Origin of the sequence: Streptomyces sp. GMY02, from assembly GCF_019056675.1 — a bacterium.
GTDB classification, from domain to species: Bacteria; Actinomycetota; Actinomycetes; order Streptomycetales; family Streptomycetaceae; genus Streptomyces; species Streptomyces odonnellii.
The window spans coordinates 400,284-419,053 of the sequence record NZ_CP077658.1 but is presented as its reverse complement, the minus strand read 5'-3'; the positions used below and the strand labels follow the sequence as shown (position 1 = coordinate 419,053).

Annotated in this window: 14 protein-coding genes and 3 pseudogenes; 9 read left to right on the top strand and 8 right to left on the bottom strand. The window is 69.7% G+C overall.

Annotated features, from left to right (window positions below; genetic code table 11):
• Positions 1-152 precede the first annotated feature (152 nt).
• The 4 genes and pseudogenes from KQY30_RS01795 to KQY30_RS01785 form a co-directional block, all read right to left on the bottom strand.
• On the bottom strand, positions 153-1,412 hold the full coding sequence (locus KQY30_RS01795; RefSeq protein WP_217305235.1) for a hypothetical protein: 1,260 nt from the start codon (positions 1,410-1,412) through the stop codon (positions 153-155).
• 492 nt (positions 1,413-1,904) lie between these two features.
• Positions 1,905-2,656 (bottom strand): annotated as a pseudogene (locus KQY30_RS01790) (transposase family protein).
• Between the two features lie 38 nt (positions 2,657-2,694).
• Positions 2,695-2,850, bottom strand: a pseudogene (locus KQY30_RS36050) (DUF1877 family protein); the annotation flags it as partial.
• Between the two features lie 259 nt (positions 2,851-3,109).
• Positions 3,110-3,973, bottom strand: coding sequence for a hypothetical protein (locus tag KQY30_RS01785; RefSeq protein WP_217305234.1), 864 nt, complete (start codon positions 3,971-3,973; stop codon positions 3,110-3,112).
• A 697-nt stretch (positions 3,974-4,670) separates the two neighbouring features.
• Between KQY30_RS01785 and KQY30_RS36045 the strand changes: the two genes are divergently transcribed.
• Entirely contained in the window at positions 4,671-4,952 is a 282-nt protein-coding gene (locus KQY30_RS36045) for a DUF4235 domain-containing protein (RefSeq protein ID WP_254406876.1), read from the top strand.
• Between the two features lie 268 nt (positions 4,953-5,220).
• Here KQY30_RS36045 and KQY30_RS01775 read toward each other — a convergent pair whose 3' ends face one another.
• Positions 5,221-6,177 (bottom strand): IS481 family transposase, encoded by a 957-nt coding sequence (locus tag KQY30_RS01775; protein ID WP_217305233.1) that lies wholly within the window; start codon positions 6,175-6,177, stop codon positions 5,221-5,223.
• A gap of 241 nt (positions 6,178-6,418) precedes the next feature.
• Between KQY30_RS01775 and KQY30_RS01770 the strand changes: the two genes are divergently transcribed.
• A complete protein-coding gene (locus KQY30_RS01770; RefSeq protein ID WP_217305232.1) occupies positions 6,419-6,718 on the top strand; it encodes a hypothetical protein in 300 nt (99 codons plus the stop codon).
• Positions 6,719-6,733: 15 nt separating this feature from the next.
• On the opposite strand, the pseudogene KQY30_RS01765 reads toward KQY30_RS01770, so the two are convergent.
• From KQY30_RS01765 to KQY30_RS36040, 3 genes and pseudogenes are all read right to left on the bottom strand, one after another.
• Positions 6,734-7,533: pseudogene (locus KQY30_RS01765) on the bottom strand (DUF317 domain-containing protein).
• Between the two features lie 15 nt (positions 7,534-7,548).
• Positions 7,549-7,839 carry a hypothetical protein gene (locus KQY30_RS01760; RefSeq protein ID WP_217305231.1) on the bottom strand — a complete coding sequence of 97 codons (291 nt, stop codon included), beginning with the start codon at positions 7,837-7,839 and terminating at the stop codon, positions 7,549-7,551.
• A 104-nt stretch (positions 7,840-7,943) separates the two neighbouring features.
• Entirely contained in the window at positions 7,944-8,564 is a 621-nt protein-coding gene (locus tag KQY30_RS36040) for a DUF317 domain-containing protein (RefSeq protein WP_254407513.1), read from the bottom strand.
• On the opposite strand from KQY30_RS36040, the gene KQY30_RS01750 reads away from it, so the two are divergent.
• The 7 genes from KQY30_RS01750 (at position 8,500) to KQY30_RS01720 (ending at position 18,534) form a co-directional block, all read left to right on the top strand.
• Entirely contained in the window at positions 8,500-8,694 is a 195-nt protein-coding gene (locus KQY30_RS01750) for a hypothetical protein (protein ID WP_217305230.1), read from the top strand. The two genes, KQY30_RS36040 and KQY30_RS01750, sit on opposite strands and share 65 nt — an antisense overlap.
• Before the next feature lie 18 nt (positions 8,695-8,712).
• Positions 8,713-11,886 (top strand): BTAD domain-containing putative transcriptional regulator, encoded by a 3,174-nt coding sequence (locus tag KQY30_RS01745; RefSeq protein WP_217305229.1) that lies wholly within the window; start codon positions 8,713-8,715, stop codon positions 11,884-11,886.
• Positions 11,883-13,079, top strand: a complete 1,197-nt coding sequence (locus tag KQY30_RS01740; protein ID WP_217305228.1) for a PLP-dependent aminotransferase family protein — start codon at positions 11,883-11,885, stop codon at positions 13,077-13,079. The genes KQY30_RS01745 and KQY30_RS01740 overlap by 4 nt, the downstream gene beginning before the upstream one ends.
• Before the next feature lie 53 nt (positions 13,080-13,132).
• Positions 13,133-14,488, top strand: a complete 1,356-nt coding sequence (locus KQY30_RS01735) for an MFS transporter (protein ID WP_217305227.1) — start codon at positions 13,133-13,135, stop codon at positions 14,486-14,488.
• 472 nt (positions 14,489-14,960) lie between these two features.
• On the top strand, positions 14,961-15,758 hold the full coding sequence (locus tag KQY30_RS01730) for an alpha/beta fold hydrolase (RefSeq protein ID WP_217305226.1): 798 nt from the start codon (positions 14,961-14,963) through the stop codon (positions 15,756-15,758).
• Between the two features lie 35 nt (positions 15,759-15,793).
• Positions 15,794-16,876: an MMPL family transporter gene (locus KQY30_RS01725; RefSeq protein ID WP_217305225.1), complete on the top strand. Its 1,083-nt coding sequence runs from the start codon at positions 15,794-15,796 to the stop codon at positions 16,874-16,876.
• Positions 16,877-16,899: 23 nt separating this feature from the next.
• Positions 16,900-18,534, top strand: coding sequence for a cyclic nucleotide-binding domain-containing thioredoxin-disulfide reductase (locus tag KQY30_RS01720; RefSeq protein ID WP_217305224.1), 1,635 nt, complete (start codon positions 16,900-16,902; stop codon positions 18,532-18,534).
• Positions 18,535-18,770: the final 236 nt, after the last annotated feature.

Here is an 18,770-nt window from a genome sequence, read left to right as displayed (position 1 = left end):
TACGGGCGATATCTTGACGCTCGTGACGCTCATTTGACGCTCGTTCTGATGAGGCGTCAGATGACCTGTCGGGCAGGCCAGGCCCTGCCCGCCCTTGCTGCTCCCCGGCCCGTCAGCCCCGGGCCGCTCGTCCGGTCCGGTCGTCCGGGCGCTCAGGCTTTCAACCCCGCGGCCTTCCGGCCAAGTTCGAGCGCCTGCGCCTTCACCCGGACCAGAGCCGCCTGGAACTCCGGGGCAGTCCGGTAGTCGGGCTCCGTCGCCGGCACCTTCACCGGCAGCAGATACAGGTCCGGCGGGATCTCCAACTCCGCGTTGGCCAGCACCTGCAGGGCCCGGCAGGCGCGCCGGTCCCACTCCCCGGAGGCCAGCGCGCGGTTGATCTCGTAGTAGACGTGCGCCGCGGACTTCGTGTCGTAGCTGTTGGGCGTGTGGAACTGGACCTCGATCATGTACGACTGGTCCTTGGCCTGCCAGGAGGTGTTGAAACCCTTGTAATAGTCGGTCGACCAGTAGTCCCGCAGCACCTGGTCCAGGTAGGTCTCGCGTAACGCCGCGCAGGCGTCCCTGGCCTTCGCGGCATACTGCGCGGGGTCGTAGAGGATCGTGTAGCGGTGCAGGTCGGCGACCACCGCCAGCGCCACTTCGAGAGGCAGCGGCTGGGCGGCCGGGCCCGGCTTGCCCGCGTGCTCCTCGCGTATCCTGAGGACCTTCTCCCGCAGCGAGCCGAGGCTCTTGAGCGCGTATTCGGTCCCGACGAGCCTGCCACCGGTCGCCTTGGCGATGCGGTCGATCAGCCCGCCGACTTCGTCCTTCCGGCCCGTTGCCGTCTTGTGGTAGGCGGCCAGCCTGCTCTCCTCCTCCGGCGTCAGCGCGGCGGGCTCCGGGGAACCGCCGCCCGTGGCGGGCGGGGTTGCGGGCGGCGGTGTGAACAGGGCCAGCGCGCGGACCACGTCGATGCCGGTGTCGAGCCTGCGCACCCGGGGCAGGTCGGCGCCCGGCGCGGTGAACACCTTGTACAGCGTCAGAGTGTTGGACCAGCGGCCGTCACGGCCGAGCGCCTGGTCGCGGGCACCGGTCCGCTCGTCGCGGCGGATCACCGTATACGGCTCCGCCCCCTCGGGCGCATCCGTCTCGTACACGCCCCAGTAGCTCAGGTCGAGCAGCCCGCCGACGACCGTGTCCGCCTGCCCGGCGCTGATCCTCGTGCTCAGGGTGCGGACCGACTCCGGGACCAGGTCGATCCTCGCGGGGGTCCACGCCTTCCCGGCGAGGCACTCCCAGGCCGTGCCGTTCAGCCGCCAGAGGGTAGAGGCGCGGGTCTCGTCCTTGCTGCCGCGCGGGCCCGCGTCGAGACAGTAGGTAAAGGATGTGCCGGTGGTGGACGCCTTCGCAGGATCCGTGTTCGCTGCCATGCGCCGCATCATTGCCGACCCCCCCACGCGCCGACCGCAGTCCGCCGTGGTCCGCACACCGTACCGCTGAGTTCAGGCCACCCCGCGCTGGCCGACGCGGACCCCCGGTGCCGCACCCTGGGCCCCTGCGGTTGCACTGGCCACGCGCCCGCCCGCCCGCGAGCGACGGGCGCGTGGACATCGCCGCAGCTCCCCCGGCCTCCCCCCCGCAGCCTGTAGTGGGATCGGCAACACTTCCGGCGCATGCCATTCCCGCCACCGCTCGGCGCGCAGGACGCCCGCCTTCGTTCGTGCGCCGACGTACCGCCGCACCGTTCACGGCAGTACAGGGCGCTGGGCGCACGCGGTGGTACACCGTCATCACGGCACGCCCACGGTCCGGCAGGCGCGGCCACCGCACCGCCCGATGCGCCGACTCAGCACTGGTCGCCGCGCCACTTGCCGGTCGCACTGTGCCTCGAAGAGCACGACAAGGAACCTCTTCCATCTTGATCAGATCGCAAGTTCGAGGGTGACGACGGCTCGGACGACGGCGGTGATCCGGGTGGTGCTGCAGCGGAGCCTCCGCAGGAGCCGCCAGCACTTGAGGATCGCCATGGCGCGTTCGCCGAGGCTGCGGATCTTGGCGTGGTCCCGGTTGTGACGCCGGCGTCAGCCGCGCAGGTGCTTGCCTCGGGTCGGAACGCGGATCGTGGGACCGGCGCCCTGATAAGCCTTGTCGGACCAGCACTTGATCTCGTCGTCGGCGAGGGCGGCGGGAATGCCGTGGATCCGAGCCGCGGTCAGGTCGTGCGTGGCCCCCGGCAACGCGTCCGAGGCCCAGATCAGGCGTCCGGCCGGATCTGCGAGAACCTGCACGTTCATCCCGTGGTGCTTCTTCTTCCCCGAGTAGTACGGGCAGTCGGCGGCGATGCGGTCGATCGGCAGCACGGTGCCGTCGAGGATCACGTACGCCTTCTTGCGACGGTAGCCATGGCCTGCATGAGCGTGGGCGCAAGGGCGGTCAGGAGGCCGACGGCCTCGCGTATGTAACGGTAGGCCGTCGCGATCCCGATGCGGAAGCCCGCGGCGAGCCTCGCATAGGTGTCGCCGCAGCGCAGGTGGGCCAGGACCAACAGGGCCTGTCGGCCGCAGGTGAGGTGCCGCCAGCGGGAGCCGATGCGGCGGCGGTGACCTGCGAGAAGACCGGAGAGGTGCTGCAGGGTGCGGCTGGACAGATCGATAGCGGACGGGTAGACAAGCACGCGAAGCCGCGTTCGAGGAGGAATGCGATGGCCTCGAACGCCTTGTGGGTCGTCAGCTGCCGCGCATCCGAGGGAGCGACGTCATTGATGCCATCTGTCTCCATGACCTCCATGACGTACTCGAACGCCCATTCCGGATCCTTGACCGCCCTGGCCAGTTCGGCTGGCGTCACACGCAGGTACTCACCATTCATACTCACCAGCGCAGAGCACGAGGCACCACTGACACTGCGATGCCCAGGAGCACCGAGGGGCAGCTGGAGCCAGATCAACTTGCCACAACCTGGAGCCCGAACTACCTGCCGCGGTGGTCCCAAAAGAACCTGCCAGAGACAGAATGAACCTCCGCCTGTACGGCAGTATGCCGTCCCGGCAGGAACGGAGCGGAAAGTCCGAGTCGCTGTCAAAACCTTTTGACGCTCGGTGTTCCAGCGCGATTGGACAGGCCATCCGTCACTCGAAGAACAGGTGCGGGGCCTTGGTGTTGTTGGGGTCCATGACGATCACCGGGTGAGGCGTGCCAGGCAGCGATACGGCCGTCGGCGCCTGGGTCGAGGACATCTGCTGCCCCGGCTGAGCCAGCGGGTGGAGCGCACCCGCACCCCCAGAGAGGATGAAGTGAAAGGACGATGGGGAGGCGTCGATGTACGCGAAGACGTGGCGTTCATGCTGCGGGGTCAGCCGCACGCACTCAAGGTCGGAGACCGAATGGCTGCCCTGCGCGCCGGTCGGGCCCGCGATGCGCGTCGCGCCTGCGGGTGGTTTCCCCCCAGCCGGAGGGGTTTTGCCGGTGACCGCCTGGCCGGAATACCAGAAAGTCCCGGCCAGGAACTCGGCATCGATGGCATTGCTGATCGATGAATTGAGGGAGCTGTTCCCGGCCCGCAGGTTCTGCGAGCTGCTGTTGAGGGCGCTGAGCAGTTTCCGGGCTGCACCCGTCACCGGAGCGCGCTGTGAACCGCCAGGGTTCTGGGCCATGGTGCTGATGAGGTTCTTGACGCTGTCGCGCCGCCGGACCATTTCGGAGTGCTCGGGCGTGCCGTTCGTGAACAGGGCGTCGCAGTTGGTCTCGAAAGCGGCGACACGGCCCTGCCACGCCGCTGTGCCTCGGTTTTCGAGCAGGAAATTCAGGTGCTTGGTCAGGTCGTACTCGATTCGTTCGAATGGGATGATGTGATTGAGGGACTGCTGCTGCGCCGCGGCACTTGTGGCCATGGTTGCGGCGGCACCTTCCCAGGCTGGGCGGACCGACGTGTTGTGCTGGAACTCCAGGATGTTGCCGACGGGGTTGGATTCCAAGTAGATCTGCCGTTGCACGGAGGGCCCGTTGTCGTGCGACGTGGAGTGCGGGGCGGGGCCGTCGGTGTGCCGGTGCTCTTGCCGGGCCCAGGAGGGTCCGGCCTGGCGGAGCATCTGAACGACTGCCCGGTTGCCAGCGCTGCGTTGGAGGGCTAAGAGCGGGGGAGACGGCGTCGCGCTGGGGTCAGCAGGCGTGCGAGCCGACGGCCGACTGTCCTTCGTCTCATGGCTCCTTGCGCTGTTGTTCGCGTGCATGATCTTCCTCTCGTGACATTCACGTCATAGTGGCTGGACGGACGGCGAGGTCGGCTCGGCACTGCGGACTGCAGACGGCTCATGCACGGATCGTGAGCTTGCTGGGCTTTGGGAAGTCCAACGACACGTCCATGACGGGACGTTAGGGTATTTCGCTAATCGTGCGTCATGGAACGGATCTCCTCGGCCTGATTTCCACCTTGTGTGACGGTGGCTGCCGGCGCAGTAAATGCCGGATTTACCGCGACAGAGCCGCTGACCTCCACTGACGTCGGCATTGGGAAGTCCTCGGCGCGGATCTACCAGATCTCGTTGACGACGTGGGGGTGGATGCTTTGCGGCGAGGCGGGGCCGATCGGCGCGGCGCCGATCGGCCCCGCCCACCGCGGCGTGCGGCCCGTTCCTGGACCCAGCGAGGCCCAACACCGGCCAGACCGCAGCCCACGGCCGGGGCACTGGGTTGCTCTTCGCCGATCAGGCCCCGTTCGACCTGCTGACCGCCGTGTGGCGCGCTCACACCGCGCTCGGCGGTGACCAGGAGAAGGCAGGGATCATCCGTGCGGGGTCATGGGCCATCTCACGGGTGCCCCGTATGCATCCGCCCCGCGAGGTCCTGCTGGCGGCCGCGGTCCAGGGCGCGATCTTCGCGCTCGTACGCAGCGCGGTCGACCGGTCGGGCGCCACGGCGATCGAGCGTGCGACGGATACCTGGCCGAGCGACAGCGGAGGGGGCAGGGACTGACTCGCCACCCCGCATTCGCATGTTGAGGTGCCGCGTATTCCTCAGTCACTGCTGCTCGCTACCGCTGTGAGTGACAAGGGAAGGGCCCACCAGTGGTGGTCTGCCTGGGGCCTGTCCGGTCGATCTTCGTGGATCAGTCCGGGGCGGCTGGTGCGGTGGATCGCAAGGCGGAGGATCGTCCTTGTACGGGGCATACTCGGGCGACTCCGACAACGCGGCGAGGACCGTTCCGGGCATCCCGGGCCCGCGAAGACCGACCGGCCGGGGCCTAGGTGTATTGACCCGCAGGGTTGTTGACGCGGGTGATGGGTGGTTGGCCTCCGAGTGCGGTGTGGCAGCGATGGTAGTTGTAGGCGTGCAGGAAGTCCTGCAGGGCTGTGGGGCGTTCGTCGTTGTTGGTGTAGGGCCGGAGGTAGGCCCATTCGTCGAGCAGGGTGCGGTTGAAGCGTTCGACCTTGCCGTTGGTCTGGGGCCGGTAGGCACGGGTCAGCTTTCCTGTGGCGCCGATGTCTGCGAGGGCCTGCTTCCAGGCCGGGCCCTTGCGGTAGGCCCAGGCATTGTCGGTGAGGACGCGTTCGATGCCAGCGATGCCGTGTGCGTGGAAGAACGCGGCCGCGCGGGTGAGGAAGCCCGCGCAGGTCGCGGCCTTCTCATCCGCGTGGATCTCGCTGTAGGCGAGGCGGGAGTGGTCGTCCACGGCGCAATGCACGTAGTCGAAGCCCATCCCGCGGACCGGGCGCCCGGCGGCGTCGCGTCCCCGGACCCTGTGGCCCCCGCCGTCGGGGATCCGGCCGAGTTTCTTCACGTCGACGTGGATCAGTTCGCCGGGGCGGTCGCGTTCGTAGCGGCGGATCACGGTGTCGGTGGGCCGGTCGATGAAGGCCAGCCGGTTCAGTCCGTGGCGGGTCAGGACCCGGTGGACGGTCGAGGCGGGCATACCGAGGATGGGGCCGATCCGGGCCGGGCCGAGTTTGCGGGCCGTGCGCAGGTCACAGATCCGGGCCTCGAGGCCGGCCGCGGTGCGGTGCGGTGTTGACAGAGGCCGGCTGGGGCGGTCGTGCAGGCCTGCCCCACCCTCCTCGGCGAAGCGGCGGACCCACTTGTGGGCCGTGGTCCGCGAGACACCCATCTCGGCAGCGACATGCGCGACCGGGCGGCCCGCGTGGACACGCTCGACGAGGATCCGTCTGCCGTGAACGGTCAGCCGGGCATTACGGTGGGACACGAAGACCTCCGTGCGGTGCGGTCCTAGACAGCTCCACCACACCGGAGGTCTTCGCCATGATCAAGCACCGGCACGTGTCAACAACGCTCGTGATCAATACACCTAGGCAGTGAGCCGACAGGCGCGCATAGGGAGCGTTTCGTTCTCGGTTTCCAACACGACGAGCCGCTGAGATCACCCCCGCCCCGGGCCCGGACAACGAACTGGACGGACAGGGAGCACCGGCGTCTACGCTCGGGCAGTGGACCGTTACGAGAAGGCGGCGATTCTGGAGTGGTGGGCCAACCCATCAACCTGCTTGGTTCAAGTCCCGGCCAGACTGACGGCCACCGCCAATACAGCCGAGTGGGAGGCTGTCATCTCACCCCGTCTCGACCACGGCGCCCGCGACGACCTGAAACAGCTCATCGACGCGGACCCGTGCTTCACCCTTCGCCTCGACACCTCGGCCGTCGAAGTACAAGCAGAGGGCTTTGACGACCTTGATCACCTTCGGCTGGCAGTCATCCTCGGGCCGAAATCGCCGAGCAGTCCGACATGATCGGCCGGACAAGTCCTAGATTGCCGGCGCGCGCAGGAGGCGTTCCTGGGTGGCCTCGGGCAGCATCCGGCGCAGGACCGGTGCGGTCGAGCCGAGGGAGGCGGCGAAGGCGGCGACGAGGTCGTGCGGGACGCTGGACCCGAAGGAGGCCGCCCACAGGCAGGGTGCACCGAGCGCGGGCTCGGCCCATGCCTGCCAGCCGGCCGGTCCCGCCTCGTCGGTCTCGGCGGTCAGGGCACGCGGGTCGGCATCCTGGATGAGAGGCGGCACCTCTCCGAGGCTGATGTGCGAGATGAACGTCGGGTCCGTGGCGGCCGCCTGGGGCTGGTCGATGTCGCGCAGCCAGCCGTGGACGGTGACGGCGTCCAGAACCAGCTCGGGGCCGGCGAGCGGCACGGCAGGCTGGTCGCGGGCGTCGAGCGCGACGAGAAAGTCGCTCACCGCCTCGCCGGGGACGTCGGGGGTGAAGTAGGCCGACCACTGAGCGAGCGGGCCGCTCGTGTCCGCGCACGCCGAGATCTCCCAGGTGGAACGGTTCGTCCGCCAGACTCCACTGGGCCCAGCGCAGGGCGTCGGGGCTGACGTGCAGGACGGTGCTGCGCAGGACCTGTAATCCTCCGGCGCCTCGTCCGGCCCGTGCCGTCCGCGGACGATCGTCAGGCTCGTCCAGCCCAGGCCGGCGAGCATGTCAGCGACAGCGTCGTAGAGGCGCCCGTCATCACCGGCCAGATGCCGGGGACCGACCCAGACGCGGGCTGGCCGCCGCGCGGTGTAGACGGGTCGAGCGGGAAGTCGGGATACAGGGGCCCCTCCAAGGGCTCGATGCGGGTTTAGTCGCCGCCGGCGCGGCGGCGGGGGCGCCGCAGGGGCGCCTGGACAGGGCCCTGCCACGTCAGGGCGACGGCGACCTCGGGCGGCAGATGGCCGAGCTGTGCCTCCTCGGCCCGCCCTTCGGCGAGGTAGACGACGGTCCGGCCAGTCTCGTCCACCGACCGCACGACCTGCGCAAGCCGGTGCGCCATCGGAAAGAACGGGTTCATGGCCTGGCGGACCGGAGCACTCCGGTCGCAGCCGGACAGCAGGTCGATGAAATCGCCGACGGTCGTCTCCGGGGACGTCACGAACAGCCTCCTGACGTAGGGGGAAACGGTGTGCGACGGAACGGACCAGCCGGCGACAGCGGGCCAGCCCTCCGAGCGAGGGCTGCCGGTGGGAGTCAGCACGGTCATACGCGACGCGAGGTCTCCAGCACGCGCGCCACAGCGGCGGCGACGATGTCGGCCAGCGTCTCAGTGTCGAACGACAGACGGTAGCCGGGCATCTCGGCCGTGCCGGTGACGGCGATCGTCCATCCCTCGCCATCGGTGCCAGGACGGCCGTTCGAGAACCAGCCGAGGTAGAAACAGCCGTCCTTCGAGCCGACATGCACGTCCGCGCGGTCGGGCCGGGGCGGCGAACAAGGCGATCTCGGCCTGGCGGACGGGGTCGGCCGGAGACCGCCGGCCGGCCCCGGAGCGCCCCGCGCCGGTAGGGCGGGCGCGTCGAGGACGCCGGCGAGGAAGGACTCGCCCTCCGCCGTGAGGCGGTACGGGCCCCGGCCGCCGGTCATCGGGTTCCCGCCAGCGCGCGAGGCACTGAGGTGCGGGTGGGCGCCGCTGCCTACGCCGTCACCCGCGAAGGAGCGTGGCGAAGAAGTCGCGCAGACCGTAGCAGGCGGACACGCCGCGGATGGTCTGGCGACTTGCACGGTGGTGTCGGCGGCGGCCACCGGGTCTTTGGCTGTGACCGAGACCTCGTACTGGCCCGCCGCGTACTCGGGATCGACCTGCTGGACGCGCCGACGTATTGGTACCGGCCGATCGGCAACCTGGTTCCGCCACGATCAGCAGCGCCCAGTGGTGGTGTCGGCGGATGGACCCGGGCTGCGGGTCAGCCGTAAGGTGGCGACGCCGCTGATGATCGTGGTCGGCGCGTGAGCAGGGGTAGGGGTGGGGATGGCTTCCTCCGGCGGAGATCTGCGTCTGCAGATTCTCGGTCCGTTGCGGGTCTGGCGGGACGGTGTCGAACTGGATGCCGGGCCTCGGCAGCAGTCGTACCTGCTCGCGGTGCTGCTTGCCCGTGCGGGCAAGCCGATCAGTACGAGCGAGTTGGTCGACCTGATCTGGGCTGAGGACGTCCCGGTGTCGGCTGTGAACATTCTCCAGAAGTACGTCGGTGCGTTGCGGCGGCTGCTTGAACCTCTGCGGCCCGTCCGCGAGGCCGGTTCGTATCTGCACCGTCGTGGCAATTCCTACCTTTTCGCCGCCGGCCCCGCCATGCTGGATCTCGTTGCCTTCCGGGAACTCGTCGAGGCCGCCAGGGCCGCGCTGGCCCGGAATGATCAGGAGGTGGCCCTCGATCACTACGTCGGGGCGCTCGGGCTCTGGCATGGCTCGGCGGGTGACGGTATCGCCGACGGGACTACGGCCACGACGGTTTTCGCCGCTCTCGACAACGAGTTCTACGACGCGTGCACGGCTGCGGCGGGGCTTGCTGTGTCGGTGGGCCGGCCGGAGCGGGTGCTTGGGGCTTTGCAGCTGGCTGCATCGATGGCGCCGTTCAACGAACCCGTGCTGGCCGGTCTCATCGGCGTTCTCGGCGCGACTGGACGCCAGGCGGAGGCGCTGTCGGTGTTTCGTCAGGTCCGTGACCGGCTTGCCGACGAGCTCGGTATCGATCCGGGTCCGGCGCTGGAGGACGCGCACCGGCGGATTCTCACGCAGCTCCCGGCGTTGCCGTTTGTGCGGGAGGCGGACGGGGAGGCCGGGCGGACTGCGGCGGCGACGTTGATCGGCCGGGTGGAGGAACTCGCCACGCTGGGGCGGATTGTGGAGCGTGCACTTGCCGGCGGCACCGCGATCGGCATTGTCGAGGGTGAACCGGGTGCGGGCAAGACCCGGCTGCTGGAGGAGGCCGCCGCTGTGGCGGGGCGGCTTGGTGCACTGACCGTCTGGGGCTCGTGTCTGGAGGGTGACGGGACACCGGCGATGTGGCCTTGGGAGCAGGCGCTGAGCCAGGTGGTGCACAGTCTGCCCGCTCCGGCGGGCGAACAGTGGCTCACCGGCGGGCTGGGAAGCCTCCTTGCGGCGCGGGACGACGCTGCCCGGGAGTTTCCCGACGGCAACGCCCAGTTCCGGCTGTTCGAACAGGTCGTCGCCCTCGTCGGACAGGCCTCGGCGCGGCGGCCGGTACTCCTGGTACTCGATGACCTCCAGTGGGCCGACGCCACCTCTCTGCAGTTGTTGCAGCACCTGGCGGGGCGGCTGCCCCACGGCACCGCGGTCATCGGCGCGCTGCGCGACCGCGCGCCCGCACTGAGCCCGGATCTCTCGCGGGTGCTGGCCGCTGTCAGCAGGCGGCCCGGTCACCGCAGGTTCCGGCTCGGCCCGCTCAGCCCGGCCGACGTGGCCGAACTCATCCGCCACGAGGCCGGCCAGGATCCCGGCGACGCCGTCGCCCGCGCCATCCACGCCCGTACCTCCGGCAATCCGTTCTTCGTCCGCGAACTGTCCCGGCTCCTCAGCGGGGCCGGTGCGATCGGTGACGGTGATACGTCCGCGTCGGCCGGGGTCCCGTCCACGGTCCATGACGTCGTCCGTGACCGGATGGCCGGGCTCGACGACCGCGCCCGCGACCTGCTGCATGTGGCCGCGCTCATCGGCCGCGACGTCGACCTCACGCTGCTGTCCCGCGCCACCGGTGTGGACGTGGCGGACTGTCTCCATCGCCTGGAGCCGCTGCAGACTCTCGGGCTGCTCGAGACCGGGCCGCAGGATCCGTCCTCGCTCCGCTTCGCACACGACCTGGTTCGCGAGTCGGTCTCCGGGACCGCGACGAAACAGCAGGCCACTAGGCTGCATCTGCGCATCGCGGACGCTCTCGAACAGATCCATGCCGACGATGAGGACGTCGCCGAACGCCTGGCATACCACCTGTGGGCCGCCGGCCCCCTCGCCGAGCCCGTCCGCGCCGCGGAGGCGCTGATCCGCGCCGGACGCCGCGCGGGAGCCAAACTCGCCTTCGAGTCCGCCGGCCGACAGCTGCGCTCCGCCGTACAGGTCGGCCGGGCTTCAGGACTCATGGAGCTGGAATTCTCCGCCCTCACGCTGCTCGCCATTGTTATCAGACGGCAGTCGGGGTACGACGCGTCGACATTCGACCTGCTGGAGCGGGCGGAATACCTGGCCCGCACTCTCGGCCGGGAGGCGGAGGCCGCCGACTTCCTCTTCATCCGCCTGATGGGTGCCTACACCTCCATTGAAAAGGGCCGTGGGCAGTTGGCCCGCCGTATGCACGAGCAGGGGCAGACGTCCTCCGACCCGGCCGTCCAGCGCTATGGCCGGCATGCCTGGGGCCTGCATCAGTGGGACATCGGCAACATTGGCGAGGCATACCGGTCCTTCATCAAGGATGATGTCGCCGCGACTGGCGCCACCGTCGCCCCGGCCCCGGACGAAGAGACACCGCTCCGGCGGGACGGCAGCATTCCCGGGGAAGGGCCCGGCTGGCGGGCCGTCATGACCGCGCTGCACGGTGATGTCGACGCGGCGCTGGCCTTCGTCGACACCTGGGACACCCCGGGGGACCCGTACGCGGCCTCCGTCTGGGTCTACTACACGACCATGATCGCTTCCATGGCCGGGGACGCCGAAACGGCACGGCGAGCCGGCGAGCGGTGGGCCGCCGCCGGCCTCGCCCGTCTCCGCACCCAGATCGACCACTACATCCGGCAGGGCTGGTGCTGGGCACGCGCCCTCACCGGCGAGGACCCGGCCGGCGCCGCGGCCGAGGCCGAGGAACTCCTGGCCGCCAACCTCCTCGATCCGCCGCAATGGGGCATCGCCTACCACTACACACTGATCGCCGAGATGTGGCTGGCAGCCGGATCGCCCGACCGGGCCGATACCGCTCTCGACCGGGCCGACCAGGCAATGTGGGACTACGGCCAGCGTTACGCCGAAGGGCTGCTCCTGCTGGTGAAGGCACACCTGCTCCAGGCCCGCGGTGCACCACTCACCGCTGTCCGGGCCGCCGCCGAACGGGCCTATACACAATCCACCGCATCTGAGGCGCACTTGTTCGCGCGACGCGCCGAACGCCTCCTCTCACGACCTGGAGGCAACGCGTGACCGCAGGCCCTGAGGAATACAGCGGGCTGACGGCCCTGGCCCGCGGGCTCTCGGCACCGAAGGGCTTCGTCGACGCCAGCCTGGCCGCCCCTGCTGCCGGAACGATTCGCCTGCTGGGCGGCATCCCCGCGCCCGCGGCCTTGCCGGCCGAGGCGATCGGCCAGGCATCGGCGCAACTGTGGCAGGACCCCGACGCCGCGATCGCGTCCCTGCAGTATGCGCCGCCGCGTGGATCCGCCGCACTGTGCGACTGGATCGCGAAACGGGAGGGCGTCGACCCGAGCCGGATCGTCGTGACGAACGGTGGCATGCACGGCCTCTCACTGGCGGCGCTGACCGTCGTCGAGCGCGGTGCCACCGTCGCGGTGGACGATCCGGTGTTCCCTGGTTTCCTGTGGGCCCTGGAGGTGTCGACGACGCGGACCCTGCCGGTACCGGTCCTGGCCGACGGCTTCGATGTCGAACACCTCGCCCGGCGGCTCGCCGCCGGCGCCCGGATCGCCGCTGCCTACACCGTGCCCGACTTCCACAACCCCGCCCAGGTCAGTCTCTCGGCGCCGAAGCGGCAGGCACTGATCGAGCTTGCCGAGCGGTACGGCTTCTACGTGATCGTCGACAATCCGTACCGCGAACTGCGCTTCGGCGGCCAGGACCAGGGTGTCGCGGTCTTCAACCAGTCGGATCGGGCGATCCACGTCAACACCTTCACCAAGACCCTCGGCCCCGGCTGGCGCGTGGGCTGGCTGGTGCTGCCGGACCACCTCGTGGACCCGGTGATCCGGCTGCGCAACCGCCTCGACGTACACACATCCTCGGTGACCCAGGCGATCATCGAACGGCTGCTCACCGACGACGCCCAATGGTTCGACGGGATCGTGCGCGGCGCCACTGCGCTGTACCGGGAACGGGCCGGCGTGCTGATCGACGCCCTGCGGGAACAACTCCCGGGCGCCCTCCACGTCGTACCCCCCGAAGGCGGGCTGTTCCTCTGGCCGCGGCTCACCGACGACGCTGTCGACCCCGCGGCGCTGTTCCAGCGGGCAGCCGCCCACGGCGTGATCTACCAGCCGGGCGAGTACTTCGCGGCGGACCCCCGGCAGCGGTCCTCGGATCGGCACCTGCGGTTGTCCTACAGCGACCGCAGTCCGGAAGAACTGCGGGAAGCCGTACGCCGACTGGCCCTGGCCTTCTGAGGACGCATGCGAGCAACGACAGTCCCCTGTGGGGGATTCCCGGAAGGCGGCTCATGACCAACGTTCGGCTCCCCCTCCGCGCACTCGCCCCGTTCGCCGCCGGTTCGATCGGCATGGGCATCTGGGTGACCGTGCCGGGCATCTTCCTGCTGTACTTCCTGACCGAAGTCCTGGCCGTGCCTCCGTACGCGGCCGGCCTCGCGCTGCTGCTGCCGAATGTCGCCGACATCGTGGTGCACCCGTGGGTGGGCCGGATCTCCGATGCCAGCCTTGCCGGCGGTGGCCACCGCCGGCGACTGATGCTGGCCGGCTGCGTCGTGGTGCTTGCCTTCGTGGCCATGTTCGCCGTGCCGTCGGACCTGCACGGGACAACCGCCGCGATATGGGTCGCGATGGCGCTGGTCGCCGGCAACCTGCTCTACTCGTGCTACCAGGTCTCCTACCTCGCCACACCGGCCGACCTGGGCATCGGCTACCACGAGCGGACCCGCCTCATGGGCTACCGCAATGTCGTGATCACCGTGAGCGTCCTGCTCGCCGGCATAGCCGCGCCGGCGGTCGCCGGCGACGATCCGGGCGTCGGCGATTACACGAGGATGGCCCTGCTGCTCGGCGCGGTCATGCTTGCGACGATGCTGGTCGGCATCACCGGCGTCGCCCGCCTCAACCGGGCTGCGCCGGGCACCCCGGCCGAGCCGGGGCAGCGGGGCGGGCTGCTGGTGGCGCTGCGCGACCGGCAGTTCCGTGCGCTGACGGCGTCATATCTGACCGTCGCGATCACGATGAACCTGGTGCTGGCCGCCATGCCGTACTTCGCCGAGTACGAGCTGGGCCGCTCCTCGTTCACGACCGTGCTCATCGCGGCGTTCATGGCGCCGGCGGTCCTGACCACGCCCCTGTGGGTACTGGTGGCCCGGCGTCTCGGCAAGCAGCGCAGCCTGCTCGTCGCCCAGGCCGCGTTCGTGGCCGGCTCGCTGGTGCTGGCCCTGGGCGCCGCGGCCGGCCTGCCCCTGGTGATCGCAGCCGTGGCGACGCTGGGCGTCGCGTTCGCCGCGATGCAACTGATGCCGCTGTCGATGGTGCCCGACGTCATCGCCGCCGCCGGGCCGGCCGGCACCGCCAGTGCGGGCAGTTACACCGGCGTGTGGACCGCCGCCGAGGCCACCGGCGGCGCATTGGGGCCGTACATCTACTCGGCCTGCCTGGCCGCGGGCGGGTTCGTGGCCAGTACCGCGGGCGAGCACGCCACGCAGTCTCCCGGCGCACTGGCGGCCGTTCGCTACGGCTTCACCTTGGTGCCGGCCGTGCTCATGACGATCGCCATCGCGCTGCAACGCCGGTACACCTTGGACAAGCGTGCCCACACTGCGGCGCCGCGTGCCGTCGCCCACGAAAAAGCAGTGGGGTGAAGTTTCCCCTGAACTCGGACACTTGATCGTTGCGCCGCGAGGGCGTGCTGGCGCCGCTGGTGTGGGTGCCGATCTGCTCTTTGAGCAGGGCCGCCTCTGTCCGCCTCGGCTCGGCGGTACCAGCCGTGCAGGGACTCGGAGTTGATACCGAGTTCCCGGACGACGGCGGTGGCCGTTTTGCCCGAGGAATCGACGAGCGCGATCGCGTCCCGCTTGCACGATCAAGGGGAAGCCTTACTCGATTTCGCCGACGGGTATTTCACCGGCGCGTATTCCGGCTTTGTGTGAAGGAAGCTTCGCTCTTTATCGGCTTCATGTCCGCACGCTGGTTCGACGTGCTTGACAACAACGGAACTGATGGTGAAGCCGCTCCGGGAGGGCGCCGGATTCCTGTTCAGTGCTCGTCAAGTAACCGGTTTTACGCTGACCCGCGATCACCCTGAGAACACCGGATACCGAAGGGCATATATCCATGACGACGACTCGCCGAGGGCTGTTGGCCGGATCCGCCGCGGTCGTAGTGGGCGCCGCACTCGACGCGCCCGCCGCGCAGGCCCATACCGGAAGCGGCAGCGGCCAGAAGCCCACTGTGGTACTCGTGCACGGCGCGTTCGCCGACGCCTCCGGCTGGAACGGGGTCGCCTCCCGGCTCATCCGCGACGGCTTTCCGGTCATCGCACCGCCCAACCCACTGCGCGGCGTGGCCTCCGACTCCGCCTATCTGGCCGGCATCCTCGCTACCCTCAGCGGCCCGCTCGTCCTCGTCGCGCACTCCTACGGCGGGATCGTCGTCACGAACGCCGCCACCGGCAACCCGAACGTGAAGGCGCTGGTCTACGTGGCCGCGTTCGTGCCCGATCAGGGCGAGACGCTGCTGGGCCTGCAGACGAAGTACCCCGGAAGCAGGCTCAGCGAGGAGGCGCTGGACTTCCGTCCCTACGGTGAGGGCCTCGTCGACGGCTACATCAAGAAGGAGCTCTTCCACGACGTGTTCGCCGGGGACCTGCCGAAGGCGACCACCGAGCTGATGTGGGCCGGCCAGCGGCCGGCGGACGCGCGCACCCTCGGGGAGCCGTCCGGCGCCCCGGCCTGGAAGACCATTCCGTCCTGGTACCTCGTGGGCCGCGACGACCAGGTGCTGCCCCCGGCGGCGCAGCGATTCATGGCGCGCCGGGCCGGCGCACACACCTTCGAGGCCGACACCTCACATGTCGCGATGATTGCGCAGCCCGCGGCGACGGCCGCCCTCATCAAGCGCGCCGTGCGCTGACACCACCGAGCCGACGAAGCCAGGAGGGGACGGCGATGTTCGAGAGGCTTGGGCGGACGATGGTCAGCCGACGGTGGTGGATGATCGGCCTGGCCTCGCCCTTCCCGGCGCTCGGCGGCATCGACCCGAGGGTGCTGCCGACGGGTACCGAGAGCCGTGTGGTCTCGGAAACCGTCGACCGGCACTTCGTCCGGAACGGGCAGGTGCCGGTCGAAGCGATCGTGACCTCGTCGGACCGGGCCGATCTGGAGCACTACGTCGACGCCGTCCAGACTGTCGACGGGGTGTCCGGAGCCGAGGTCACGGGTCGGTCCGGCGACGTCGCCCGCGTCACGATCATGTACCAGGGCGACCCCATATCGCCCCAGTCGCGGGATCTCGTGGGCCGGATCCGGGCCGTACCGGCACCACCGGGTGGTGAGGCGCTGGTGGGTGGCCGGACCGCGCAGCCGGCCGACCAACTCGACGCCGTGGGCGATCTGCTGCCCTGGATGGCACTGATCACCGGCGGCTCCGGCTTCGTCCTGCTGTTCCTCGCCTTCGGCTCCGTCGTGCTGCCGATCAAGGCGATCGTGATGAACATCCTGTCGCTCGGCGCCTCGTTCGGCGCACTGGTCCTGATCTTCCAGGACGGCCATCTGTCGCGTCTGTTGAACTTCACCTCCACCGGGATGCTGGAGGCGACCCAGCCGATCCTGGTACTCGCGGTCGTGTCCGGGTTGTCGATGGACTACGAGGTCTTCCTGATGTCCCGCATCCGCGAAGAGTACGACCGGACCGGCGACAACACCGTGGCGGTCGCGCTCGGGCTGCAGCGCAGCAGCCGGATCAATACCAGCGCCGCGCTGCTCATCCTGGTCGTGATCGGCCTGTTCTCCGTCTCCGGAATCACGTTCATCAAGCTGATCGGGGTGGCGATGCTCATCGCCGTCCTAGTGGACGCGACGATCGTCCGGGCGTTGCTGGTACCGGCCACGATGCGCCTGCTCGCAAACGCGAACTGGTGGGCGCCGGCGCCCCCGCGGCGCTTCTACGCCCGTCACGGTCTCCGGGAGCACGACGAGCCGCCCCCCACGCCTGATCCCCGTACCGCACCGGCCGGCACGCCATCCAACTGACCCCTCCTGCCAAGGACGGGACGATGCATCAGCGCGCGTACGACGATGCGGCACAGCGCGGGCCGGTCCTGGACGACGAGCAATTCCGCCGGCTCGCCGAGTACGGCGAGGTGGAGCACGCCGAGCCCGGCCGGGACCTGTACACATCCGGCGACGACACCTACGACTTCTTCCTGCTCCGGTCGGCGACCGTGGACATCGTCCGGGACGCGACGGCGATCGAGCCGGAGCGGCTGATCTACCGGGGCGGCCCCGGAGACTTCCTCGGCGAGCTCAACCTGCTGACCGGTCAGCACGTCTACCTGACCGCCCGGGTGGTGTCCGCCGGGACAGTCGTCCGGATCCGGGCGGCGATGCTGCGCCGGGCCCTCGCTGAGCAGGTCGACATCGCCGACACCCTGATCGAGGCGTTCAGGGAGCGGCGTGAGGTGATCCGCGGGGCGGCAGGCAACGCCCTGGAGCTCGTCGGCCGGTCGTACGCCGCGGAGACGCTGGAACTACGCACCTACGTGGCGCAGATGCTCCTGCCGCATTCCTGGCTCGACGCGGCCTCGAACCCCGGACGCTCGCTGATGAGACTGGCGGGGCTCGGCGAGGACGACCTCCCGGCCGCGATGGTCAACGGTTCGCTGCTGCGGCTCGCGACGCCCAGAGCCATTGCCGAGGTGCTCGGTCTCACCTATCGAGCCGACGGGCGTCCGGTCGATCTCGTCGTGGTGGGCGCCGGCCCGGCGGGTCTGGCGGCCGCCGTGTACGGGGCGTCCGAGGGCCTCGTCACGGTACTGCTGGACCGCGCCGGGCTCGGCGGCCAGGCCGCCAAGAGCGCCCGCATCGAGAACTATCTGGGCTTCCCGCACGGAGTCAGCGGCGAAAGCCTGACCCGTCTGGCGATGGTCCAGGCGCTCAAGTTCGGTGTACGGATCCACGCGCCCTGCGCCGTGGCCGGCCTGGACCTCTCCGAGGAGCGACGGCCGGCCGTCCTGCTGGAGGACGGCGCACGCATTCGGTGCCGCGCGGTGATCGCCGCGACCGGGGCGCACTACCGCCACCTCGACCTGCCGCAATGGACGACTTTCGAGAGGTCCGGTTGCGTCCGGTACGCCGCCACCGAGCTGGACGTCCGAGGCCATGAAGACCAGCCGGTGACGGTCGTCGGCGGCGCCAACTCGGCCGGGCAAGCGGCCCTGTCCCTCGCCGCCCGTGGTGCGACGGTGGATCTGATCGTCCGCGGCGCCGATCTCGGAGCCCGGATGTCGTCGTACCTGACCGACCGGATCCGAGCGCATGCACGGATCCAGGTCCACACCGGCAGCACGATCCGCGAACTGGGCGGCGATGACACCCTCACGTCGATCGTTGCCGAGAGGTCCGATGGGCGGCGGGACCGGCTGGCCTGCCGCGCGCTGTTCTGCTTCATCGGCGCCGACCCGGTGTCGGGCTGGCTGGCCGGCGTGGCCAAGGACCACAACGGCTTCGTCCTCACGGACAGCCGCCTGCCTGCCCAACCGTTCGGTACGGCCCTGCCGTTCCAGACAAGCGCACCCCGGGTCTTCGTAGTCGGCGACCTCCGTGCGGGCTCGACGAAAAGAGTGGCCACCGCCGTCGGCGATGGCGCCGGCGCAGTCTCCTCCGTCCACGAGGCACTCGCCGACGACTGACACGCCCCTCGGCCGCCGGTGGTTTCACCTCCGTCGATACCGAAGGGCCGGGTCGGCAACTGGACGGGCACCTTGTACGGGCGCCTGGAGCCACTGCCGCCCGGTCGCCGGAAGCGAAGAACTCGTGGACACAGATGGCCCTCGTCGACGGAGCAGCGTACGTCGGCCGTGACGCTCATTTGACGCTCTGAGGTCCTGACGACTCGCCCGAGGAGCTGAAGAATGGCCTCTGACTT